General features: G+C 72.4%; 24 protein-coding genes. 6 read left to right on the top strand and 18 right to left on the bottom strand.

The features are described from left to right. Nucleotides 1–107 precede the first annotated feature (107 nt). The 3 genes from AB0M80_RS03690 to AB0M80_RS03700 all read right to left on the bottom strand — a co-directional run bounded on the left by AB0M80_RS03690 (nt 108) and on the right by AB0M80_RS03700 (nt 3484). A complete protein-coding gene (locus tag AB0M80_RS03690; protein WP_364558276.1) occupies nt 108–1661 on the bottom strand; it encodes a molybdopterin-dependent oxidoreductase in 1554 nt (517 codons plus the stop codon). Nucleotides 1662–1725: 64 nt separating this feature from the next. Next, nucleotides 1726–1962 carry a glutaredoxin family protein gene (locus AB0M80_RS03695; RefSeq protein WP_364558279.1) on the bottom strand — a complete coding sequence of 79 codons (237 nt, stop codon included), beginning with the start codon at nt 1960–1962 and terminating at the stop codon, nt 1726–1728. Between the two features lie 10 nt (nt 1963–1972). After that, nucleotides 1973–3484, bottom strand: coding sequence for an AMP-binding protein (locus AB0M80_RS03700; protein WP_364558281.1), 1512 nt, complete (start codon nt 3482–3484; stop codon nt 1973–1975). A 314-nt stretch (nt 3485–3798) separates the two neighbouring features. Between AB0M80_RS03700 and AB0M80_RS03705 the strand changes: the two genes are divergently transcribed. The 4 genes from AB0M80_RS03705 to AB0M80_RS03720 all read left to right on the top strand — a co-directional run bounded on the left by AB0M80_RS03705 (nt 3799) and on the right by AB0M80_RS03720 (nt 7720). Next, nucleotides 3799–4491 carry a sigma-70 family RNA polymerase sigma factor gene (locus AB0M80_RS03705; RefSeq protein WP_364558284.1) on the top strand — a complete coding sequence of 231 codons (693 nt, stop codon included), beginning with the start codon at nt 3799–3801 and terminating at the stop codon, nt 4489–4491. Between the two features lie 115 nt (nt 4492–4606). Then, nucleotides 4607–5677, top strand: coding sequence for a DUF5667 domain-containing protein (locus tag AB0M80_RS03710; protein WP_364558287.1), 1071 nt, complete (start codon nt 4607–4609; stop codon nt 5675–5677). A gap of 95 nt (nt 5678–5772) precedes the next feature. Next, the gene (locus tag AB0M80_RS03715; RefSeq protein ID WP_364558290.1) at nt 5773–6690 is read left to right on the top strand and encodes an HAD-IB family hydrolase; all 918 of its coding nucleotides are present in this window, start codon (nt 5773–5775) and stop codon (nt 6688–6690) included. Between the two features lie 121 nt (nt 6691–6811). Next, nucleotides 6812–7720 (top strand): type II CAAX endopeptidase family protein, encoded by a 909-nt coding sequence (locus tag AB0M80_RS03720; protein ID WP_364558293.1) that lies wholly within the window; start codon nt 6812–6814, stop codon nt 7718–7720. Between the two features lie 9 nt (nt 7721–7729). On the opposite strand, the gene AB0M80_RS03725 is transcribed toward AB0M80_RS03720, so the two are convergent. The 6 genes from AB0M80_RS03725 to AB0M80_RS03750 all read right to left on the bottom strand — a co-directional run bounded on the left by AB0M80_RS03725 (nt 7730) and on the right by AB0M80_RS03750 (nt 12560). Next, a complete protein-coding gene (locus tag AB0M80_RS03725; RefSeq protein ID WP_364558295.1) occupies nt 7730–8392 on the bottom strand; it encodes a response regulator transcription factor in 663 nt (220 codons plus the stop codon). Then, the gene (locus AB0M80_RS03730) at nt 8380–9612 is read right to left on the bottom strand and encodes a sensor histidine kinase (RefSeq protein ID WP_364558297.1); all 1233 of its coding nucleotides are present in this window, start codon (nt 9610–9612) and stop codon (nt 8380–8382) included. Before AB0M80_RS03730 ends, AB0M80_RS03725 begins: the two co-directional genes overlap by 13 nt. Before the next feature lie 50 nt (nt 9613–9662). Continuing rightward, on the bottom strand, nt 9663–10694 hold the full coding sequence (locus tag AB0M80_RS03735; RefSeq protein ID WP_364558300.1) for a lysophospholipid acyltransferase family protein: 1032 nt from the start codon (nt 10692–10694) through the stop codon (nt 9663–9665). Nucleotides 10695–10771: 77 nt separating this feature from the next. Next, nucleotides 10772–11821 (bottom strand): NAD-dependent epimerase/dehydratase family protein, encoded by a 1050-nt coding sequence (locus tag AB0M80_RS03740; RefSeq protein WP_364558302.1) that lies wholly within the window; start codon nt 11819–11821, stop codon nt 10772–10774. A gap of 255 nt (nt 11822–12076) precedes the next feature. Further along, complete coding sequence (locus AB0M80_RS03745) at nt 12077–12178, bottom strand: AURKAIP1/COX24 domain-containing protein (RefSeq protein ID WP_007030867.1); 102 nt, start codon at nt 12176–12178, stop codon at nt 12077–12079. Between the two features lie 166 nt (nt 12179–12344). Then, a complete protein-coding gene (locus tag AB0M80_RS03750; RefSeq protein WP_013222402.1) occupies nt 12345–12560 on the bottom strand; it encodes a helix-turn-helix domain-containing protein in 216 nt (71 codons plus the stop codon). 272 nt (nt 12561–12832) lie between these two features. Between AB0M80_RS03750 and AB0M80_RS03755 the strand changes: the two genes are divergently transcribed. After that, a complete protein-coding gene (locus tag AB0M80_RS03755) occupies nt 12833–13012 on the top strand; it encodes a hypothetical protein (RefSeq protein WP_364558305.1) in 180 nt (59 codons plus the stop codon). Here the strand turns inward: AB0M80_RS03755 and proC are convergent. From proC to AB0M80_RS03795, 8 genes are all read right to left on the bottom strand, one after another. Continuing rightward, nucleotides 13000–13809 (bottom strand): pyrroline-5-carboxylate reductase, encoded by an 810-nt coding sequence (proC, locus tag AB0M80_RS03760; protein ID WP_364558307.1) that lies wholly within the window; start codon nt 13807–13809, stop codon nt 13000–13002. The two genes, AB0M80_RS03755 and proC, sit on opposite strands and share 13 nt — an antisense overlap. A gap of 64 nt (nt 13810–13873) precedes the next feature. Then, on the bottom strand, nt 13874–14692 hold the full coding sequence (locus tag AB0M80_RS03765; RefSeq protein ID WP_364558582.1) for a thioesterase family protein: 819 nt from the start codon (nt 14690–14692) through the stop codon (nt 13874–13876). Between the two features lie 143 nt (nt 14693–14835). Then, the gene (locus tag AB0M80_RS03770) at nt 14836–15648 is read right to left on the bottom strand and encodes a sugar phosphate isomerase/epimerase family protein (protein ID WP_364558310.1); all 813 of its coding nucleotides are present in this window, start codon (nt 15646–15648) and stop codon (nt 14836–14838) included. Nucleotides 15649–15710: 62 nt separating this feature from the next. After that, nucleotides 15711–17390: a hypothetical protein gene (locus tag AB0M80_RS03775; RefSeq protein ID WP_364558313.1), complete on the bottom strand. Its 1680-nt coding sequence runs from the start codon at nt 17388–17390 to the stop codon at nt 15711–15713. Between the two features lie 157 nt (nt 17391–17547). Further along, nucleotides 17548–18531 (bottom strand): Ppx/GppA phosphatase family protein, encoded by a 984-nt coding sequence (locus AB0M80_RS03780; RefSeq protein WP_364558316.1) that lies wholly within the window; start codon nt 18529–18531, stop codon nt 17548–17550. 117 nt (nt 18532–18648) lie between these two features. Further along, entirely contained in the window at nt 18649–19338 is a 690-nt protein-coding gene (locus AB0M80_RS03785) for a response regulator transcription factor (protein WP_360263359.1), read from the bottom strand. Next, nucleotides 19335–20576, bottom strand: a complete 1242-nt coding sequence (locus tag AB0M80_RS03790; protein ID WP_364558321.1) for an ATP-binding protein — start codon at nt 20574–20576, stop codon at nt 19335–19337. The genes AB0M80_RS03785 and AB0M80_RS03790 overlap by 4 nt, the downstream gene beginning before the upstream one ends. Nucleotides 20577–20721: 145 nt before the next feature. Beyond that, nucleotides 20722–21591, bottom strand: coding sequence for an oxidoreductase (locus AB0M80_RS03795; protein WP_364558324.1), 870 nt, complete (start codon nt 21589–21591; stop codon nt 20722–20724). Nucleotides 21592–21656: 65 nt separating this feature from the next. On the opposite strand from AB0M80_RS03795, the gene AB0M80_RS03800 reads away from it, so the two are divergent. Beyond that, the gene (locus AB0M80_RS03800) at nt 21657–22295 is read left to right on the top strand and encodes a DNA-binding response regulator (RefSeq protein ID WP_364558327.1); all 639 of its coding nucleotides are present in this window, start codon (nt 21657–21659) and stop codon (nt 22293–22295) included. Nucleotides 22296–22376: 81 nt separating this feature from the next. Here the strand turns inward: AB0M80_RS03800 and AB0M80_RS03805 are convergent, their stop codons facing one another. Further along, a complete protein-coding gene (locus AB0M80_RS03805; protein WP_364558330.1) occupies nt 22377–23126 on the bottom strand; it encodes a phosphoglyceromutase in 750 nt (249 codons plus the stop codon). Nucleotides 23127–23365 lie beyond the last annotated feature (239 nt).

Consider the following 23365-nt stretch of genomic DNA (forward strand, 5'->3'; position numbering starts at 1 on the left):
GAACGCACGCACAAAGTCACTGGTCGGAGGCGGTTCCGGACCCGCCACGAGGCCCCGGCGATCACGACACCGCGTCAGAATCCTTGTCCGCCAGGCACTTCCGGGCCTCAGTGGGCGTCGAGGGTGATCGAGTGCCAGCCGGTGGCGCCGTCGGGCACCGGGTCCGCGCGGTTCTCCGTCTGCGCGTGGCCGTCCTGATCGGTGGCCCGGACGAACGCCTGGTGCGTGCCCTTCGGCACGTCGAGTTCGATCCACCACATCCGCCAGGTGTCCTTGCTCACCTCGGCCGAGAGCGTGGCGGCCCGCCACTCCCCCTGATCCAGCCGGACCTCGACCTTCGCGACACCGGTGTGCTGCGCCCACGCCGTGCCGGCCAGCCGGACCTTGCCCGCGGTGACGCCGGCGAACCCGTTCGGCGTATCGATCCGCGATGCGGTCTTGATCGGCGCCTGCTCGGCCCACCCACGGCTGAGCCAGTACGCCTGCCGGCCATCCCATCGGGTGAATTCGAGGGATTTGACCCACTTCGTCGCCGACACGTAGCCGTAGAGGCCGGGGATGACGATCCGCGCCGGGAAACCGTGCTCGACCGGCAGCGGCTCGCCGTTCATCCCGATCGCCAGCATCGCGCCGCGGGCCGGGTCGAGGGCGACGTTCGCCGGGGTGCCGCACGTCCAGCCGTCGACGCTGGTGGCGAACATCTGCTCGGCGCCCGCCCGCACGCCGGCCTCGGCGAGCAGGTCGGTCAGGTCGACGCCGATCCAGGTCGCGTTCGAGATCAGCGGGCCGCCGACCTCGTTGGACACGCACGTCAGCGTCACCTGGCGTTCGACCAGCGGCCGGTTGCGGATGTCGGCGTACGAGAACGTCACCTCGCGGTCGACCATCCCGTGGATCCGCAGGCTCCAGTCTTCGGTGCGGATCTGCGGCACGACCAGCGCGGTGTCGATGCGGTAGAAGTCCGCGTTCGGCGTGACGAACGGCGGTGAGCCGAGCTTCGCGAAGTCGGCGTCCGCGGGCAGCGGCGGCGCGGTGCGCGCGGGGACGAGCGGCCCGACGGCGGCCCGCGAGCCCTCGGCGTCCGAGCCGGTCCCGGCCACCTGGCCGACGACGGCCGCGATCCCCGACCCGGCGGCGACGCCGACCCCGGCGCGCAGGAACTTGCGGCGGTCGAAGCCCCGCTCGGGCCCGGCCGCCACGGGCTGCGCGATCCGGTGCAGGAAGGTGAACACCGCGAGCCCCGCGACCAGGGCGGCGACCGGCGCGAGCAGCGAGACCTGCCCGAGGTCGCTGCGCGCGTACACCGCCGCCACCCCGGCCGCACCCAGCACGAAGACGAGCACCTGCCCGGCCCGCGGCGTCCGGCGCGAGAGCTGCCCGGCCAGCAGCGCGCACAGGACCAGCACCACGGCGAGGCCGAGCTTGAGCACCGGCTTGTCCCAGGTGCCCAGCGTCCGCTCGGCCCACTTCACGATGCCGGTCGGGCTGTGGTCGACGACGTAGTTCGCCACCGCGATGAACGGCGACGCGGTGTACCCGACGAAGCCCGCGACCAGGTGCCCCACGCCGAGGGCGGCCGCCAGCGCCAGGAGGCCGATCAGCGTCGCGACCGGCAGCGAAAGGCGACGCGTTTCGGGCGGTGCGTCCTGCAGAGTGCTCACGCCTCCATCTTCGGAGCGCGAGCCCGCCGAGGCGGCCCCACGTGGCTTACGGACGTGTTACGTCTTACGCGAGCGCGCGCCGGAGCCGGTCCTCTTCGACGCGCCAGTACCCGTGCTCGGCGCCGTCGACCAGGATCACCGGGACGCGGTCGCCGTACTCGGCGCGCCACTCCGGGTCCGTGTCGACGTCCCGGGTCGTCCAGGCGACGCCGAGCTCGCCGCAGATCCGGGCGACGTCGGCCTCCGCGACCTCGCACAGGTGGCAGCCGTCCCGGCCCATCACCGTCACTTCGTGCGCCATGCCGTCCTTCCTACCGCAGCCGCATGCGGCGCAGCTTCCCGGTGGCCGAATGCGGCAGCGACTCGGCGAACTCCACCGCGTGCGGCACCTTGTACCCGGCCAGGCGGGCCGCGCAGTGGTCGACGACCTGCTGCTCGGACAGCGCCGCCCCGGCCGACGGCACGACGAACGCCTTGACCGCTTCGCCGCTGCGCTCGTCGACCACGCCGACGACCGCGGCCTCGGCCACCTCGGGCAGCTGCCCGATGACCTCCTCGACCTCGCGCGGGAAGACGTTGAAGCCGTTGACGATGATCAGGTCGTTGGCCCGGTCGACCAGGTGCAGGTCGCCGTCGGTGTCGAGGTAGCCGACGTCGCCGGTGCGGAACCAGCCCTCGGCGTCCGGGCCGTGGCCACCGTCGGGCCAGTAGCCGGAGAACAGGTTGGCGCCGCGGATCGACACCAGCCCGGTCTCGCCGTCGGCCTCGAAGACGTCGTCGACGTCGTCGGGGTCGAGCGGCACGGCCTGGTCGGTGCCGTCGCTGTCGACCAGCCGCAGCTCGATCCCGGGCAGCGGCCGCCCGACCGAACCCGGCTTCGGGTAGCCGGTGACCAGCGTGGAAGTCACCACCGGCGCGCACTCGGTGAGGCCGTAGCCCTCGTAGACGTCGAGGCCGGTGGCCTCGCGGATCGCGGTCAGCACCTTCGGGTGCAGCGGCGCGGCGCCCGACGTCATCCGCCGCACGGTGGCCAGGCCGCGGCGCAGCTCGTCGGCGCCCAGCGCGGCGAACTCGCCGTACATCGTCGGGACACCGGTGATCGAGGTGATGCGGTGTTCGGCGCAGTCGTCCAGCGTGCGCTGGGCCTCGAAGCGCTCCGAGAGGACCGCGGTCGCGCCGACGGCGGTGGCCTGCAGGAGGCCGGGCCCGAGGCCGTAGACGTGGAAGAGCGGGATGGTGATCAGCACCCGGTCGTCGTGTTCGAGGACGCCTTCGACCGCGCTGATCTGCTCGAGGTTGGCCAGCAGCGCGCGGTGCGACAGCATCACCCCACGCGGCGGCCCGGTGGTGCCGGACGTGTACGAAATGACCGCGATGTCCTCCCCGGACCCGCCGGCATCGGCGAACTCGCCTCCTCCGTCCGGGTCACCGGCCGGAGTGAGACCGCTCACCCCGTCCGGGAGGTCCTCGTCCGCGTCGCGCTGGACGACGACCTTCGCGCTGCTGTGCTCGAGCAGCTGCCCGAGTTCGGGCCCGGGCACCTGCGGCGACAGCGGCACGACGACCGCCCCCGCCCGGAGCGCGCCGAAGAAGGCGACCACGAAGTCCACCGACGTCGGCAGCCGCAGCCCGACCCGGTCGCCCGGCTCGACGCCGGCGTCGGCCAGCCGGCGGGCCTGGGCCTGGGCGGCCGCGTCGACCTCGCGGTAGGTCAGACTGCGCCCGGTGCCGGTCTCGCACACCGCCGGGTGCTCCGGCCACGTCGCCGCGGCCCGCGTGAGCAGCCCGCCGATCCCCGGCTGCGACCCCTGTTGAGCACTCACCCGCGGCCCACCTCTCCTCGTCCGTGCGAACCGTTGCAAGTCTGTCATCTGAAGCGGCGTCATGGGTGCTGACCACGAGCGTCGCGTCTGCGCAACCCCCGGAACCACTACCTACTTCGCGGTAACAACACGTATGCTGCACTGCGTCGCGCCGGTGGTGTTGATCACCGCCGCGACCGGAGAGAGGGAGTCGCCGTGACGAACTTGCCTGCCCACGAGGTCGTGGGGCACGCGAGACGGCAGGCCCCTGCTCGTCCGGGTTCCGGGGGTACCGTGGCCCACTGGGTCGAAGCCGCCGCCGGAGGTGCCGCCCGATGACCTTGCCGACCGCCGTGAGCCGCGGCCCCGTCTTCATGTTCGCCGAGCGCGTCTTCGGGCGTTCGCCGGCCGTGCCGCTGAGCAGGCAGGCGTCCGACGACGAGCGCGCCGAGGCCGCGAAGGCCGAGGCCTGGGAACTGGTGCGCGCCGCGCAGGACGGTGACTCCTCCGCCTTCGGCCGGCTCTACGACCGTTACGTCGACGTCGTCTACCGCTACGTGCTGTTCCGGCTCGGCGACCGCGACCTCGCCGAGGACGTCACCAGCGAGACGTTCCTGCGCGCGCTGCGCCGGATCACGTCGGTGAGCTACCAGGGCCGTGACGTCGGCGCCTGGTTCGTCACCATCGCCCGCAACCTCGTGCTCGACCACGTGAAGTCGAGCCGGTTCAAGCTCGAGGTGGTCACCGACGAGGTCACCGAGCCCGGCTCGGCGCCGTTCAGCGTCGGCGCGACCGCCCAGGTCGGCCCCGAACAGGAGGCGATCAGCCGCGCCACCCGGGCCGAACTGCTGCGCTGCGTCGCGGAACTGGGCGCCGACCAGCGGGAATGCATCATCCTGCGGTTCCTGCAGGGGCTGTCCGTCGCCGAGACGGCCGAGATCATGAACCGCAACGAAGGGGCGATCAAGGCGCTGCAGCACCGCGCGGTACGCCGTTTGGCACAGCTCCTGCCCACCGGATTGCGCTGAACCCGCGAACTTTCCCGATCGCCGGCCGAAACGGGTAACCCTCACGGCTTCTGGATCGTTACCCCACGCAGACCGGTGTCAGGACCGGCCGAAGCCCGGGATGGAGAGCAGCGCCGTGAGGTTTGCGCGTGAGCGAGCCGAGAGCGAGCGGTTCGCGCGTGCCCTGGAACCGTCGCCGGTACGCCGGGACGGTGAGTTCGCCGACGAACTCGCGCTCGTCGGCGCGCTGCGCGACCTCGGCGCGGCCGGGTCCCCGGACCTGGAGACCCGGCAGCGGATCCGCGCGGAGATCGCGGGCCGCCTGGAGACGGCGGCGGCCACCACCCCACGTCGGAGGTGGCGGCCGCGGACCGCCGACCTGGTGGCCGCCGCGCTTTTCCTGTTCCTCGTCCTCTCCGGGCTGACGCTGGTGCTCTCGCGCACCGCGTTGCCCGGTGACCCGCTGTACAACGTGAAGCGTGCCGGCGAGTCGACGGCGCTGGGCCTGACGTTCGGTGACCAGGAAAAGGCCCGCAAGCACCTCGAGTTCGCCACCAACCGGATCACCGAGCTCGGCGAACTGGCCGCCGAGGGCGCGGGCCAAGCCGACTACCGGACCGCTTACGACGACTTCGCCACCGACCTGCGGGCCGGCGTCGCCCAGATGTCCGCCGTGGCGACCAGCGACGGCGGCGGGGCGCAGGCGCTGTCCGACGTCCGGCTGTGGGCGCGCAACCAGGCGGCGAGGCTGGCCGCGCAGCCGCTCCCGGCCGACGCGGCGCCGGTGTTCGGCGACGTGCGGGACCTGCTGGGCAAGGTCCAGGAGCGCACGAGCGGGCTGGCGGCGCGGATCAACTGCTACCGGATCACCACCGGCACGTCCGACGAGCTGGGTCCGCTCCCGGCCACCGGCGAGTGCACCCAGCGGCCGGTCCCGTCCGCCGGCGGAGAGCCCACGACGGCCTCGGTCGCGCCGTCGTCGGCCGGGAGCACGGACCCGGTCGCGACCGGCACGCAGCTGCCCCCGTCGGACGCGGCGGCGACCCCGGGCATCCCCGCGCCGACCGGCGGGGTGACGCCACCCCCGGTGTACGGCCAGCCGCCGGCGACGTCCCGGCCACCGGTGCCGAGCACCACCACACCCGCGCCGCCGCTGGTGTCGATCCCGCCGTTGCTGCCGGGTCTGCCGCCGATCGTGATCGGCTGAGGTACGGCCCACACCTGAGACGGGGCGGTGGGCGGCTCGCTACGCTGTGCGAAGGACCCGGACGTTCGCAGGAACGCGGCCAGACGTGGGCAGACGTGGAGGCGGTGTGCGTGGCAGCTTGGCGTGGCAGGGACAAGAGTCAGGAGCTCGAACGGCTCGCCGCGCTCGCCGGCGAGGCGTCGGCCGAGGCTGCCCACGCCCGTGTGGTCTCCGAAGCCGCTGAGCCCCCGGCCCCGCCCGCGCCGCCGGACCTGACCGCGGCCGCGTTCTTCGACGTCGACAACACGATGATGATGGGCGCGTCGATCTTCTACTTCGCCCGCGGGCTCGCGGCGCGGAAGTTCTTCACGTCGTCGGACCTGGCCGGGTTCGTCTGGGGCCAGATCAAGTTCCGGCTCGGCGGCCGCGAGAACAAAGAGGACATCAAGACCCACCGCGAGCGCGCACTGTCCTTTGTGGCCGGCCGCACGGTGGCGGAGCTGACGTCGATCAGCGAAGAGATCTACGACGAGCTGATGGCGGACAAGATCTGGTCCGGCACCCGCGCGCTGGCCCAGATGCACCTGGACGCCGGCCAGCGGGTCTGGCTGGTGACGGCGACCCCGATCGAGCTGGCGGCGATCATCTCCCGCCGGCTCGGGCTGACCGGCGCGCTGGGCACGGTGGCGGAGACGCGTGACGGTGTGTACACCGGCCGCCTGGTCGGCGACCTCCTGCACGGCCGCGCGAAGGCCCACGCGGTGCGCGCGCTGGCGTCCCGCGAGGGGCTGAACCTCAAGCGCTGCACCGCGTATTCGGATTCGGCGAACGACATCCCGATGCTGTCGGTGGTGGGCACGGCGGTGGCGGTCAACCCCGACGGCGGGCTGCGCGACGTGGCCCGGGCGCGCGGCTGGGAGATCCGCGACTTCCGCACCGGGCGCAAGGCGGCGAAGATCGGCGTGCCGTCGGTGCTGGGCGCCGGCGCCTTGGCGGGCGCGGTGGCGGCCGGGATGGCTTACCGCCGCCGCTGACGCGGCCTTCGGTACAGCCTGCTGTACCGGCCTTCCGGGTGTGTGCGGGAGTGACCTCGCCCGCCGTTGACTGGTGTGCTTCGTCCACCGGAAACAGCGGCGTCGGCGAAGGGACAGCGTGGTGGCAACCCGTGTGGACATCGGAGAAGAACGGACCGGCGGCACCGGATGGCGGGACGGCATCCGCCGTCGTCCGCTGATCTGGTTCTTCGTCCTGGCCAACCTGCTGAGCTGGCTCGCGTGGACGCCCTACATCCTGTCGGAGAACGGGCTCGGGGTGCTGCACTTCCGCTTCCCCGAGGTGCTCGGCACCGCGCAGTTCGCCGGCGTCCTGCCGGGCGCCTACCTCGGTCCGATCGGCGCCGCGTTCTTCGTCACCGCGGTCGCCGACGGGCGGACCGGGCTGCGCCGCTGGGTCGCGCGGCTGGTCAAGTGGCGGGTCAGCTGGCTCTGGTACGTCGGGGTCGTGCTCAGCGTGCCCGCCCTGCTCACCATCACCACGATGGCGCTGTCGGAGCGGAACCCCGTGGTGCCGGCCGTGGCGACGCTGGTGGCCTATCTGCCGGGCCTGGTCCTGCAGATGGTCACCACCGGCCTCGCGGAGGAGCCCGGCTGGCGGGACTTCGCCCTGCCCCGGCTCCAGCACCGCTACGGACCGCTCGGCGGCACGCTGATCCTCGGCCCGCTGTGGGGTCTCTGGCACCTGCCGCTGTTCTTCAGCGAGTGGGGCGGCTGGCCGGACGTCACCTGGCTGACGCCGATCGAGTTCGTCGCCACCTGCGTCACCTTCAGCATCATCATGACCTGGGTGTTCAACCGCACCGGCCAGAGCCTGCCGCTGGCCATGCTGCTGCACACGAGCGTCAACAACTACTTCTCGATCGCCTGGTCCGAGATGTTCCCGGGGCTGACGGGCCGGGACACGACGCACGCGTTCCTGCTCGCCTCCACCGCGGTGGCGCTCGTGCTGCTCGTCGCGACCCGCGGTCGCCTCGGCTACCGGCGGCCGGCAGCGGAACCCGCAGTCTGACCCCGCGGCTCAGCGACCGCGCCGGGCGGTGTCCCTGAGGTAGTGCAGCACCGCGGTGACCCGCCGGTCGGCCCGGTCGGCCGGGGCGAGGCCGAGCTTGGCGAAGATGCTGCGGATGTGCTTGTGCACGGCGCCGTCGGTGACGACGAGCCGTTCGGCGATGGCGCTGTTGCCCAGGCCTTCGGCCATCAGCGCCAGCACTTCACGCTCGCGCGCGCTGAGCCGTTCGAGCCGGTTGTCCGGGCGGCTGCGCGTCAGCAGCTGGGCGACGACCTCCGGGTCGATGGCGGTGCCGCCGTCCACGACCCGGTGCAGGGCTTCCAGGAACTCCTCGACCCGGCCGACGCGCTCCTTGAGCAGGTAGCCGAGCCGGGCACCGCCGTCGGTGAACAGCTCGGTGGCGAACGCCTGCTCGACGTAGGCGGAGAGCACGAGCACCGCGAGCCCGGGCTGCCGGCGGCGGGCCTCGACGGCGGCGACGATGCCCTCGTCGGTGTGCGTCGGTGGCATCCGGACGTCCACAATGGCCAGATCCGGCGCGTGTTCGTCCACCGCGGTGAGGAAGTCCTCGGCGTTGGCCACGGCGGCGAGCACGTCGACCCCTTCGGCGCGCAGCAGCATCGCGACGCCTTCGCGCAGCAGCAGGTCGTCTTCGGCGATCACGATCCGCACGGCAGGCTCACCGTCAGGGTCGTCGGTCCGCCGACGGGACTGGCCAGCGCGAACGTCCCGTCGTGGGCCTCGACGCGGCGCCGGATGCCGGTGAGCCCGGACCCGGTGTCCTCGGCCGCCCCGCCGCGGCCGTCGTCGGTGACCTCCACGTGCACCCGGTCCGGCGCGTGGCGGAGCCGGACCGTGGCGGCGTCCGCACCACTGTGCTTGGCGACGTTGGTGAGCGCCTCGGCGACCACGAAGTAGGCGGTCGCCTGGACCGAGACCGCGAACCGGGCGGGCACTTCGGCGTCGATCCGGCAGGTCACCGGGCAGTCGGCGGCCAGGGCGGTGAGCGCGTCCGGGAGGCTGCGTTCGGTCAGCACCGGCGGGAGGATACTGCGCACCACCCCGCGCAGTTCGGCGAGTGCCTGCTCGGAGGCGTCCTGGGCCCGGTCGAGGATCTGCTCGGCGGCGGCGGGATCCCGCGCCAGCGCCCGCTTCGCCGCGCCGAGCAGCACGTTCACGGCGACGAGCCGGTTCTGTGTGCCGTCGTGCAACGACCGTTCGATCCGCCGCAGTTCGACGGCGTGGGCGTCCAGGGCGGCCGCGCGGGTGGCGGTGAGCTCGGCGACGCGCAGCGCCAGGTCGGCCCCGCGGTGGGGCGCGAGCAACCGCAGCCCCGGCCACGCCTGGCACCGGTCCAGCACCGGCATGACGAGGACCGTGACCACCAGCGTGGCGACGCCGAACAGACCGACCACAAAGGCGTCGCGCCAGGTCGTCGCGGTGAAGAAGCCTTGGGCGGGGGTGGCGGAGCTGGGCGAGACGAACCGCCACCACAGGGGGAACGACGCGTCGTGCATGACGTCGACGGGCAGGGTGAGGGCGATCAACCCGAGGAGCGTGCCGAGGGTGCTGTGGCAGACGAGCCAGCCCAGTTCACGCCGGACGGAGGTGTCGGCGAGGGCGGCCCGCAGCCCGGGCGGCACGGGCGGCGGGCGCAGGATCTCCAGCCGCGCCCGCTCGCGGTCGGCGACGACGCGCAGCAGCCGCAACCCGGCGGGTACCAGCAGCAGGCCGACCCCGGCCAGGCACAGCACCGCGGTCCCGAGCAGCCACAGCAAGGCGGCCACGGCCAGCACGGCGGTGCCCATGCCCCCGACGAGCCGTTCGAGGGCGTCCAGCGCGGCCCGGGCGCGCGCGACCGCGTCCCAGCGCCGCGCGTCCTCGGTGGCCATCCTCACCTCCTGGCCCGCAGAGGATAGAGCACCGGGCCGGGGTGACCGGTTCAGCCGCGGAAGACCGATTTCCGCTGCGAAAGCCGCTGGTACAGCGTCTGCTGGATCGACTCCCGGATCTGGTCGGTCAGCTGGAACACCAGCATCGGGTCATCGACGGCGTCCGGGCCGTAGGAGTCGGTCGCGATCGGCTCGCCGAACTCGATGCTCCACTTCGTCGGGAGCGGGATCGCGCCCAGCAGGCCCAGCATGGGGAAGAACGGCGTCACCGGGAAGTACGGGAGCCCCAGCATCCGGGCCAGCACCTTGATGTCGCCGAGCTTCGGGTAGATCTCCTCGGCGCCGATGACCGACACCGGGATGATCGGCACGCCGGCGCGCAGCGCGGCGGACACGAAGCCGCCGCGGCCGAAGCGCTGCAGCTTGTAGCGGGAGGCGAACGGCTTGCCGACCCCCTTGAAGCCCTCCGGCCACACACCGACCAGCTCACCCTTGCGCAGCAGGCGTTCGGCGTCCGCGTGGCAGGCCAGCGTCTGGCCGGACTTGCGGGCGAACGAGCCCACCAGCGGCACCTGGAACACCAGGTCGGCGCCGAGGCCGCGCAGGTGCCGGCCGCCCGTCTCGTCGTGCACCGCCACCGCCGTCATCAGCGAGTCGAGCGGGATCGTGCCGGAGTGGTTGGACACCAGCAGCGCACCGCCGGACACCGGCAGGTTCTCGACGCCGTACGTGTCGACGCGGAACCACTTCTTGTACAGCGCGCGCAGCGGCGGGAGGAACACCGCGTCGGTCAGCTCGGCGTCGAAGCCGAACTCGTCCACCGTGTAGTCGCCCGTCAGCCGGTCGCGGATGAAGGTGAGCGCGGAGCGGGCCGCGTCCGAAAGGACTTCGGGGGCCGGCGCCACCTGGTCCGCGCCGGGGAAGGCGACGACCGGCGCCGCGTTTTCCCGTGCTGCTTCCTCTTCGCGCAGGTCCTGCTCCGCCGCCACCGCCTCGGGCTTTTCCCGGCCCGGTCCGTGCAGGGGGATGACTCGCGCCTCGGCACCGCCCACCGTCTCCGCCTCGCTTTCGAAGTCGTCCAAGTCGTGCGGCCTGCTGTAACAACCGGAGCTTCGCTCCGGGCCGGGGGCTCCGCCACCCGGACCCCCGAACGGCATGCTCACCGGCTCGTCGCCTGCCCGGTCGCCGCGGCGACGAGCACCTTGCCGGCCAGCCCGGCCAGCTTGCCGCCGTCGAGCACCGGCCGGAGCCCGCGTCCCACGATGTAGTCGTCGAACGCCTCACGCGTGGTCCACCGCGGTGTGTACCCGAACTCCTGCTTCAGCTTGGCGATGTCGACGACCCGGCCGAAGTTCAGCAGCCGGACCTGGTCGGCGGAGAAGTCCACGACGCGGGCGCCGCGCAGGACCTTGCCCACCGACGGCACCACGCTCCGCGGCATCGGCAGCTCGACCCGGCCGGCTCGCCGGATCGCCTGCGAAAGGGTGAGTACCCCTTCCGCGCCGACGTTGAACACGCCGGGTTTGTCGTGCAGGGTCGCCCGTTCCAGCACCGACAACGCGTCCGAGGAGTGCAGCAGCTGGATGCGCGCGTCGTAGCCGAAGACCGTCGGCACCACCGGCAGCGCGAAGTAGCGGGCGAGGACGGTGTCGGTCTCGGGACCGATGATGTTGGCGAAGCGGAACAGCGTCGTGGTGATGTCGGGGCGGCGGCGCACCAGGCCGCGCACGTACCCCTCCATCTCGACGGCGTCCTTCGCGTACCCGCTGGTCGACGTGGGGATGAGCTCGGAGTCCTCGGTGAAAACGGCCTGCGAGCGGGCGCCGGCGCCGTAGACCGCCGCCGTCGACTTGACCACCAGCTTGCGGACCAGCGGGGACCGCTGGCACGCGGCCAGCAGCCGCATGGTGCCGATGACGTTGACTTCCTTGATCGCCGTGCGGCGGCCTGGCCCGGCCGGGTGCACGGTGCAGGACGCGTGCACCACCGTGTCGACCCTGGCCGTGCTAATCACCTTGGCGATCAGCGGGTTCCGGACGTCCGCGCGGACGAACTCCGCGTGCCCCATGCGCTGCAGGACCGCCTTGTCCGGCGGGACCGTGTCGACACCGATGACCCGTTCGACGTCGGGGTGGTTGCCCAGCCGGGCGAGCAGTTTCCCGCCCAGCTCCCCGGCGACCCCGGTGACGAGCACGATGTTCGACGGCATGCGACTCCCTGCGGCGTAGGGCATGTGGGGGGTGGACGGTCACCCGAGGCGCGCGAACCTGCACTCACTGGAGCATCGCGCGGACACCATTGAGATGTTACCGCTCTTCAGTGGTAGCTCAGGGTTCTCCGACGTGCTATTGCCCACGGTTCCCCGGAAAGCAACGCACGCCTCACTCGAACGGGCGGAACCTGCCCACCACATGGACGTGGCCCGTCCAGAGACTGGACGGGCCACGTTCGCGCTCAGCAGTGTTTACTTGCCGGCCTTGCGACGCTGCACTCGCGTGCGGCGAAGCAGCTTGCGGTGCTTCTTCTTCGACATGCGCTTGCGGCGCTTCTTGATCACAGAGCCCATGGGCGCTCCTTAGGTCGACGTCGGTCACGCTGCCCGGCGCAGCGTCCAACGGGTGGAGCGCACAGGCACGAGCGGTCTTTGAGGTTACCCGTGATGCTTCGCGGGCCGGTCGGCGGGCACGGTGTAGCGCTGCGCGCCGCAGGCCACGGCGTGCCCGGCGACCGGTTCAGCCCACGTCGTAGTAGGCACCCTGCAGGTACTCGTGCACTGCTTTCTCCGGCACCCGGAAGGACTTCCCCACCCTGACGGCGGGCAGCTCACCCGAGTGCACGAGACGGTAGACGGTCATCTTGGAGACCCGCATCAGCGTGGCCACCTCGGCAACCGTCAGAAACTGGACCTGCCCGACTGCGGGCAAATCCTCCTTTTTGTTGGGCGACATGTTTACCGCGTCCTTCGACACGTGTCGCGCCACGAGGCTTCCCCACCTGTGGTATCGACACGCACGTGCTCTATCGAGAGTAGCGGGACTGGTGGGACTAATGCGACGCCTGTCACCGAGATGGGCCCCTACCAGCGCTAACGCACAAGCACCCGGCCGTGCAAGACCTCCGGAATCGCCCGTTCCGGCGAATCCGGGCACCGATCACGCGTCCGGGATGGCCGTCGTGCCCCGGTTCGAGGGGCAGCCGGAGCGCCCGGACGGCGAACGAAATGGCGTGGCACCAGCCGCAGACCAGCGTCAGCTCGAGCGCGCCGTCCTCGCCGGCGGCGTCCACGACCGACCACGCCGGCACCGGCTACACGCTCACCGAACAGGGGAAAACGCTGTTCGAGACGCTGGTCCAGCTCGACGCCCGGGCCGCGGACTGGCGGCTTCGTCAGCCTTCGTGAGCCTTGCCCAGCTCTACGGACCGGTCCTTCGCCGCCTCGATGGCGGCCAGCATCGCCGCCCGGACGCCGTGCTTCTCCAGCTCGCGGATGGCGTTGATGGTCGTGCCCGCCGGGGACGTCACGGCCTCGCGCAGCAGCACCGGGTGCTCCTCCGACTCGGCGAGCATCTTCGCCGCCCCGACGGCGGACTGGATGATCAGCTGCCCGGCCAGCGCCCGCGGCAGCCCGAGCAGGATCCCGGCGTCGATCATGGCCTCGACCAGGAAGAAGAAGTACGCCGGCCCGGAGCCGGACAGCGCCGTGACGGCGTCCTGCTGCGCTTCGGGCACCTCGACGACCTGACCGACGTGCGAGAGCAGGTCCCGCACCACGGCCAGGTGGTCCGCGGTCGCGTGCCGGCCCGCGGAGATGGCGCTCATGGCCTCGTTGACCAGCATCGGCGTGTTCGGCATCACCCGCACGACGGGGACGCCCTCGGCGAGCCGCCGTTCGTACAGCGACGTGGGCAGCCCGGCGCACAGCGACACGACGAGCGACGACGGCCCGAGCAGCGGCGCCAGCTCGTCGAGCACCGGATCGATGTCCTGCGGCTTCACGGCCACGACCAGGATGTCGGCGCGCTGGGCGGCTTCCTCGACCTCGACGCCACGGATGCCGTACCGCGCGGTGAGCTCCTCGACGCGCGCCGGGTACCGCTCGGTGAAGAGGAGATCGCCCGGTTCGTGGCCGCCGTGCAGCAACCCCGAAAGCAACGCCTCACCGATCTTGCCCGCACCCAGCACCGCGATGACCGTCATGGCAGCAAGCGTGCCAAACGCCGCCCGGGATCCCAGAGCCGGGGCGCAGGGGGCGGAGCCGGCCTCAGCCGCCCGGTGCCGGGGCCAGGCCCAGCTGCCGCGCCTGGCACACCAGCCGGCCCTGGGCGTCGACCACCGTCGCGTCGGAGTCGAACCACGACTCGTGCACCGAGCGGGACTCGACCACCACCCGCAGCCACCCCGGCGCCGGGCGGGTCCGCAGCAGCGCCGTCAGCTGGACCGTCGGGGCCCAGCCGATGCGACCGAGGTTCATCACCACCGGCGGGTTCACGTCCGACGCCAGCAGCGTGAAGTACGGGTCGGCCAGGCCGTGCCGCGGCCGGACCCACAGCCGCATCCGGGGCGGCTCGCCCGTGCGCCCGGACAGGTAGCCCGCGGTCGCCGGGTCGAGGCGGACCTCGCAGCCCTTGGCCAGGTTGAACGGGCCTTCCGTGCTCTCGGCCATGGCGAGCGCCCCGGGCGGGGGCTCCGCGGGCATCGACGGCACGTCCGTCCACTCCGGGCGCCGCATCGGCAGCCGTCCCGTCGTCACCCTGGCTTCGACGCAGCTGCGGCCGCGCTGTTCGAGCCGGACCTCGACGACCGTCGCGCGGCGGCCGACCTTGCGGACGTCCGTGCGCAGCAGCACCGGGCCGAGCGCGGGCGCGTGCAGGAACTCCGCGCTGACGACGAGGGGCTCCGCGTGCGGCTCACCACGCTCGTGCAGCGCGGAGATCGCCGCCTTGGCCAGCAGGGCGAGCAGGAAACCCCCGTGCGGGTGCGAGCCGATGGCCCATTCCGCACGCAGCACCGCGGTGAAGGTGCCGTCCCCCAGCGACCGCGCCGCACTCGCCGTGTCGAAGGCCACGGCGGTGCCGTCCATTCCGCTCACGAACGGTCCGCGCCATTTCGGGAATCCGGGTAGGTGACAAGCAACGAGAGCGACGGGTTCACGGTCCGAACTTTACGGGTTGGACCGGCGGAAATGCACTCGGGAGTAGTTGTGCCCTGCCGGAACGTGCTCGGTTATTGCCCGAGGTGGAACCGCGCGAACAACAGCGCCTCGGCCAGGTCGCGGATCCGCTGGGCCGGGGTGACGGCGTGCCGGGTGTTGATCTCCAGCACGATCTGCCCGGCGAAACCGTTGCTGACCAGCTTTTCGAGCAGTTCGGCGCAGGGCTGGCCGCCACGCCCGGGTACCAGGTGTTCGTCCTTCGGGACGCCGGTGCCGTCGGCCAGGTGGACGTGCGTGAGGCCGTCGCCCATCCGCTGCGCCAGCGCCAGCGCGTCCATCTCGGCTGCCGCTGCGTGGGACAGGTCGAGCGTGTAGTGCCGGAACCCGACGTCCGTCGGATCGATCGACGGCCGGAACGCGGACACGCGGGAATTCCGCGAACCGCCGGGCGGCCGGACCTTGAACATGTTTTCGACGGCGATTTCGATGCCGCTGGACTCCTCCAGTTCGCCGACCAGATCACCGAACGAGTCGCCGTACCGGCGCTGCCAGCGAAACGGCGGGTGCACCACCACCGTGCGCGCCCCGAGCTCCAGCGCGGCGTCGACGGACATCCGCAGCCGCACGGCCGGATCCGGCGACCAGATCCGCTGCGTGATCAGCAGGGACGGCGAGTGCACCGACAGCACCGGCACCCCGGTGCGCCGCGACCAGCGCCGCAGCGCCGTGACGTCCTGGCTGACCGCGTCGGCCCAGACCATCACCTCGACGCCGTCGTAGCCGAGCTCGGCGGCCAGCTCGAAGGCCGTCCCGGCCTTGAGGGGCCACACGGACGCCGTGCTGAGTCCCACGGGGACCGGCTGCTCGTCTGTCACGCGGGCCATCCTGCCTCGTCACCGAGTGTGCCCGGCGTCGCCGGGCCGCCAACGGGACGCGGATCACCGCCTCAGCGGCCGACGAGCAGCAGCGCCGCCGGGGAGACCGTCACCACCAGGCCCACCAGCACGGCCAGCACCGTGGTCTGCAGGTCTTCGGCGCGGCGGATCTTCCGCACGATCCAGACCAGCGCGACGACGACCAGCAGCGCGGCGATCAGCGCGGCGGCCGGGATGTTCACCCACAGCCAGTTGAAGCCGAGCCAGACGGCGGCGCCGCCGACGACGCCCATCGCCAGCTGGCCGGCCAACGCCAGCCACTGCTTGCCGGGCGAGGCCGCGGGCTCCGGCTCCACGGCCGGCTCGGGTGCGTCGTCGTACTCGTCGTCTTCGTAGCCTTCGCCCTGCTCGTAGGCGTAGTCGTCCTGCTCGAAGTCCGGGCCGTCCGCCGGGTAGCCGTCGGCGAACTCGCGCTCGTAGGGCTCGAGGTCGTCCGGGATCGGCGCCCGCGGCGCCTGGTCGCCGGGCGCGAACGGCATCGGCGGCGGGTACGCACCGGTCGGCGGGCCCGCCTCGTAGGCGGCCTGGTAGCCGCTGCCCTCCGGGGCGAAGCCGTCGGGCTCGAAGTCGTCCTCAGGGTAGCCGTCGTCCGGGGTGTCGGTGGGCACCACCGGCATGACACCGATCTCGGTGTCCTCCAGCTGCTCCTTCTGCCGCCGCTTGCGCCAGTTCGCGAGGCCCGCGGGCGAGGACGGCGCCGGTGGCTCGGGTTTCTTGCCCTTCGGCGGCACCGGCGGGGCGGGCGGCTCGTCGTCGGGGACCGCCGAGAACTGCTCGGTGTGGTCCTCGCGCTTCGGCTCCGGACGGCGCGACGGCGCGCGGCGCGGGCGGCCGGGCGCGGCGGGCGGCGGCGGGAACGCCCCGCCGGCGATCGGGCCCGGCACGTCGATGTCGGCGTCCGGAGTGCCGTTGAGGCCGTCGAGCCGGGCCGACAGCGGTCCGCCGGGCGCCGGCGGGACCGGCAGCTGCTGCGACGGCTGGGGCGGCACGGGTAGCTGCTGTGACGGCTGCGGCGGGCCGGGGCGGCGGCGGACCGGCGGGACGGCCGCCCGGGTCTCCTCGGCCGCCGGCGGGACCGGCAGCTGCTGCGACGGCTGGGGCGGCACCGGCAACTGCTGCGACGGCGGGGGCTGGCGGCGCGGCGCGGCGCGCGGCGGCACCGGCAGCTGAGCCGATTCCTGCGGGCGCGGCGGCACCGGCGGCTGGGCCGGCTCCTGCGGGCGCGCGAACTGCCCGGACTCCTGCGGCGGCCGGCTGAACTGGCCGGACTCCTGCGGGACCGGACGGGCGTACTGGCCGGACTCGGCGCCACCGGGGGCGGGCCGCGCCGGGGGCGGCGGCACCGGCCGGGGCAGCGGCTGGGAGTCCTGCGGGACCGCGCGGGGCGCGGGCGGCGGCGGGGACGGCGGCTCGGCGCGACGCCGTCCGGCGGGCCGGGCGGGGGGTGCGGGCGGGGGTGGCGCACCCTCGGCGGCCACCCGGTCGATGATCGCCTGCGGACCGGTGTCGCTCACACCCGGCCGCCGGTGCGAGCCGGTCGCGCCGGGCGGGGCTTCCGGGGTGGCGGGTTCGTCGTCGTCGTCAGCCGCGCGCCGCCGCCGGCGGCGGCTGCCGTCGACCTGGGCGCCGTGCTGGGCGAGCAGCTCAGCCACGGTCTTCTGCGGCTGGTCGCCTCCGGTCTGGTCCGTCATACCTGGTAATCCCCTGCGCGTCCCGGGTCCTCGGCATCTCGCGAAAAGGCGCCTGACGGCAGCTCGGTGGCGCCGCGCGTGCTGTACGCCGACCTCTGCGTGTCCGTCATCTCTCCACCGTGCCCGTCTTCTCCGTACGAAGTCCAGCCGCTTGCTTTCACCGGTCCTCCTGTGCGCCGAAGCGGCCCACGAGGGCGGCTCCAGTCTCATCCGCGCCGTTCGAATGGTCCAGCCGCCGCAGGATGACACCCTCTCGCAGAGCCCACGGGCAGATCTCGAGTTCCGGCACCCCGAGCGCCCGCATCGTGGCCTGCGCGACGAGCGCGCCCGCCACCAGCTGGTGCGACCGGCCCGAGCTGACGCCCTCGAGCTGCGCGAGATCGGCCGAGGGCATCCGCGAAATGAAGGCCAGGAGCTGGCGCAATGCGGTTTCCGTGAGCGTACGTCGCACGCGCGGGCCCGCCGCCGAGGGGGCGGCGCCGGTCAGCCGGGCGAGCGAGCGGAACGTCTTCGACGTCGCCACGACCCGGTCGGGTTCACCCCATTTGGTGACCTTGCGCGCGAGCTCGGTGAGCTGGTCGTCGAGCCACGCCGACGTGGCGACGAGCTCCGAGCGCGTCGGCGGGTCGTGCCGGAAGCGGGTCCGCGTGGTCCGGCCGGCGCCCAGGGGCAGGGATTCGGCCAGCACCGGTTCCTCGTCGCGGCCCATCGCGACCTCCAGGGAGCCGCCGCCGATGTCCAGCACCAGCAGCTGCCCGGCCGACCAGCCGTACCAGCGGCGGACGGCGAGGAAAGTGAGCCTCGCTTCGTCGGTGCCCGAAAGGACCTGCAGTTCGACGCCGGTCTTGTCGGCCACGCGGGCCAGGACCTTGGCGGAGTTCTTCGCTTCGCGCACCGCGGACGTCGCGAACGCCATCAGCTCTTCGCAGCCGAGCCGGGCAGCGGCTTCCTTCGCGGATTCGACCGCGGTCACCAGGTCGTCGGCCCCGGCCTTGGCGAGCTCGCCGCCGGGGGTGATCTGCTCGGCCAGCCGGAGCACGGACTTCTCGGAATGCATCGGCGTCGGGTGGGCGCCACGGTGGGCGTCGACCACGAGCAGGTGGACGGTGTTGGAACCGACGTCGAGGACCCCTAGGCGCACGGGGGTCCAGCGTACCGGCCCCAGCGCCAGGTCTCGAACATGTAACCAACAACACTCGGTGCGGTACCGCCCCGGCGCGCCTCCACCCCCGGGCGATACCGCCACGAACGGGACTTTTTACGTCTCGAACTTGTAGCCGAGACCGCGCACGGTCACCAGGTGCCGCGGCGAGCCCGGGTCCGGTTCGATCTTCGAGCGGAGCCGCTTGACGTGGACGTCGAGCGTCTTGGTGTCGCCGACGTAGTCCGCGCCCCACACCCGGTCGATGAGCTGGCCGCGCGTCAGCACCCGGCCGACGTTGCGGAGCAGGTACTCGAGCAGGTCGAACTCCTTGAGCGGCAGCGACACCTCGGCACCGCCGACGGTCACGACGTGCCGCTCGACGTCCATCCGGACCGGGCCGGCCGAGAGGACCAGCGGGGCCAGCTCGCCGTCCGAGCCGGGCTCGCCGCCGCGGCGCAGCACCGCGCGGACCCGGGCGATGAGTTCGCGGGCCGAGTACGGCTTGGTGACGTAGTCGTCCGCGCCCAGCTCCAGGCCCACGACCTTGTCGATCTCGCTGTCGCGCGCGGTCACCATGATGACCGGCACGGCGGAGCGTTGCCGCAGCTGCTTGCAGACGTCGGTGCCGCTCATCCCGGGCAGCATGAGGTCGAGCAGCACGATGTCGGCGCCGTTGCGGTCGAACTCCTCCAGCGCCGCCTGGCCGGTGCCGGCCACGGCCGCGGTGAACCCTTCCTTGCGCAGCAGGAAGGCGAGGGGGTCGGCGAACGACTCCTCGTCCTCGACGATGAGAACCCTGGTCACAGGTTTCCTCCATGATCTGGGCTGTCCTGCCCGGTAACCACGAGCCTCTGGGTGCGCTCGGGGGTCTTCTCCTGCCGTGGTGCCGGCGAGGTCTTGGCCGCTCGCGCCGGCTCAGGGGCCGGGTCGGGGCGCACGTGCGCGGGGATGCGCAGGGTGAACGTCGAGCCGGTGCCGGGACGGCTCCACAGCCCGACCGAGCCACCGTGGTTGGCCGCGACGTGCTTGACGATCGCCAGGCCGAGGCCGGTGCCGCCGGTGGCGCGGGAGCGGGCCTTGTCGGCGCGGTAGAAGCGCTCGAACACGCGCTGCTGCTCGTCCTCGGCGATGCCGATGCCGCGGTCGGTGACGGCGATCTCGACCATCCCGTCGGCGAGCCGCCGGGAGATCGTCACCGGGCTGCCGGCCGGCGAGTACGCGACGGCGTTCTCCAGCAGGTTCGACAGCGCGGTGACCAGCAGCGTGCGGTCGCCCTCGACGAGCAGGCCGCTGGGGTGGTCGGTGGTGACCCGGATATCGGCCGACTCGGCCGAGAGCGTGGTGCGGCCGAGCGCCTCGCGGACGACGGCGTCGACCTCGACGACGTTGAGGTCGGGCAGCCGCTCGGCGCCCTGCAGCCGCGAGAGCGCGATCAGTTCGGTGACGAGCCGGCCGAGGCGCGTGGACTCGCGCAGGATCTTGCCGCCGAACCGGCGAACCTCCTCGACGTCTTCGGCGGCGTCGAGCACGGCCTCGGTGAGCAACGCGATCGCGCCGACCGGGGTCTTGAGCTCGTGGCTGACGTTGGCGACGAAGTCGCGGCGCACGGCCTCCAGCCGGATGGCCTCGGAGTGGTCGACGGCCTCGACGACGGTGAAGCCGTCGCCGAGCGGCCGGACCTGACCGAGGACCGCTTCGGGCTGGCGGCCGCGCGCTTCGAGCGGCGAGAGGTCGATCTCCATCGGCTCGTCGGTCTCGGCGACCTGCTCGGCGGCCTTGCGGGCCCGCGGGTCGGCCTGGTTGACCTTGACCAGGCCCAGCTCGTACGCGCGGGGGTTGTGCAGCACCATGTCGCCGAACCGGTTGAGCACGACGATGCCGTTGTTCGACGAACGGACCAGCCGTTCCAGGAGCTCCGCGACGGTCGGGCCCGGCGGCCGGGCCTCCTCCCGCCGGGTCCGCGCCCGCGCGACGAGGTAGCCGGCCACCGCACCGGCCACCAGCGCGCCGATGGCCAGTGCGAGTGAAACAGGCGTGGTCACGGGCCGATCGTAAGCGGTGATGTGGCCCTTCGGCCTAGCGTTGTCCGCCTTGTCGTGAGCACCGCGACACCTGGGGAGGACATGTTCGCCGGGGCGTCAGCCCGCGTTCACCCGGTCGATTCCCGACCGAGACCTTCCGGGTGAATCACCCTTCCCCGTCGAGGGTTTTCAGGTCGTCGTCGGTGAGCTCCAGCGCCGCCGCGGCGACGTTCTGCTCGAGGTGGGCGAGATCGCCGGTGCCGGGGATGGCGAGCACGTGCGGGCCCTGGTGCAGGGTCCACGCGAGCCGCACCTGCGCCGGGGTGGCGTCGTGGCGGCGGGCGACCTCGGCGACCCGCGCGTCCTCGCCCGTCCCGCTCGCGACGGCGAAGAACGGCACGAAAGCGATGCCCCGCTCGGCGCACATCCGGACGATCTCGTCGTCCTCGCGGCGCGCGGACAGGCCGTACTGGTTCTGGACGCAGACGACCGGCGCGATCCCGAGGGCCTCGGTGAGGTGCTCCGGGCCGACGTTGGAGATGCCCAGCTCGCGGATCATCCCGGCTTCGCGCAGTTCGGCGAGCGCGCCGAAGCCCTCGGCGAGCGAGCCCTCGCCGCGGTCGAGGCTCTGGCCGATCCGGTAGTTGACGACGTCGAGGTGGTCCAGACCGAGCTGGCGCAGGTTCTCTTCGACCTGGGCCCGCAGCTGGTCCGGCCGGGCGGTGTGGAAGGTGCCCTCGAAGTCGCGGCCGGGGCCGACCTTGGTGGTGATCGTCAGGTCGTCGTACGGCGCGAGGGCGCGGTTGATCAGCTCGTTCGCCGAGCGCGGGCCGGCGAAGTAGAAGGCGGCGGTGTCGAAGTGGTTCACACCCAGCTCGACGGCGCGCCGGAGCACGGCGATCGACGTCTCGCGATCGCGGATGCCGCCGTCCGAAGTGGACATCAAGCGCATGGCGCCGTAGCCGAGCCGGTTGACTTCGAAGGAGCCGAGCTTCCAGGTACCCGCTGCGGCAGCGGGAGAGGTGTTCGTGGTCATGGCTCCAGCCTTCCCAGCAGGCTCGATCGCCGCCGGGTTTGGCATCTTGCTGCCACACTGGAAGCGTGGAGAAGGTCACTGACGTCGTCATGGTGCGGGGCGAAGCCGAGCTGTTCGAGCGGACGGCGCACCTGTTCGAGGCCGCGACGGAGATTTCGTGCGCGGCCCGCGACCTGCACACGTGGTCGGTCGCGCACCCGACTGCTCCCGCGCGCGAGCAGTCGGTGCGCGGGATGACCGTGCGCAAGGTGTACCAGCCCGGCGTGCTCTTCGACCCGGCGCTGGCGGAGCACCTGCGGCAGATATCCGCGCACGGCGCCCGGATCCGGATCACCGAACGGGAGATCAACGAGACGATCCTGCTCGACCGCCGGATCGCGATCGTGGCGGGAAACCACGTCGGCGGCGTCCGCGGCTACACCGTGATCAGCAGCCCGGCCCTGGTGCAGGGCATCCAGTCGCTGTTCGAAGCGGCCTGGCACGGCGCCACCGACCTGGAGTCCTACCAGGCCCGCTTCACCGAGCTGGGCGCGCGGGAGATCCTGGAGCAGCTCGCGTCGGGCTGCAAGGACGAGACGGCGGCCCGCGCCCTCGGCGTCGGCCTGCGGACCTACCGGCGGCGGGTGGCGGAGCTGATGGAGCTGCTCGGCGCGACGTCCCGGTTCCAGGCCGGAGCGCGGGCCCGCGAGGCCGGCCTCCTCTGATCCCACCGCGGCCGGAAAGCCGTGTAATGCCACCTTCACGGACGCTAGGGCCCTGAAGGTGGCATTACACGGACTTCGGCGTCAGCGGCCCTGGTTGGCCACCGCGGCGGCGGCTTCCTTGGCGGCGGCGGGGTCGAGGTACTCGCCGCCCGGCTTCACCGGCTGCAGGTCTTCGGTGAGGTCGTAGCGCAGCGGGATGCCGGTCGGGATGTTGAGGCCCGCGATGTCGGCGTCGGAAATGCCGTCGAGGTGCTTGACCAGCGCGCGCAGCGAGTTGCCGTGCGCGGCGACCAGCACGGTCTTGCCCTCACGGAGGTCCGGCACGATCTCGGACTCCCAGTACGGCAGCAGCCGCTCGACGACGTCCTTCAGGCACTCGGTCAGCGGCGCGCGGTCGCCGAGGTTCGCGTAGCGGGCGTCGCCGGCCTGGCTCCACTCGTCCTTCGGGTCGATCGCCGGGGGCGGGGTGTCGTACGACCGGCGCCAGAGCATGAACTGCTCCTCGCCGAACTCGTCGAGGGTCTGCTTCTTGTTCTTGCCCTGCAGCGCGCCGTAGTGGCGCTCGTTGAGGCGCCAGTCGCGCTTCACCGGGATCCAGTGCCGGTCGGCCGCGTCCAGCGCGAGGTTCGCGGTGGAGATCGCGCGCCGCAGCAGCGAGGTGTGCACCACGTCCGGCAGGAGCCCGGCGTCGGCCAGTAGCTGACCGCCCTGGCGGGCTTCGCCCTCGCCCTGCTCCGAAAGCGGTACGTCCACCCAGCCGGTGAACAGGTTTTCCGCGTTCCACGTGCTCTGCCCGTGCCGCAGCAGCACCAACGTCCCAATCTCGGCCATAGCCACAGCCTGCCAGAACGGACCACGGGAGCCACCGGTGACCTCCGCCGCACGCCCGTCCTACCCAGAGTGTGTTACTGCGGAGTAACACCTCACTCTTCGACAAGTCCGGCCGCCAACAACGCGCAAAATCCCGGCAGCAGACTGCATACCGTTATCGCCGTTATGAAAATTCACTCGAACGGGCTAGCCGGTAGTCTTGTGATTACCCGTCGAGATCTGACAGGTTGACTACGTCC

Source organism: Amycolatopsis sp. NPDC051045 (assembly GCF_040682955.1).
Taxonomy (GTDB): Bacteria; Actinomycetota; Actinomycetes; order Mycobacteriales; family Pseudonocardiaceae; genus Amycolatopsis.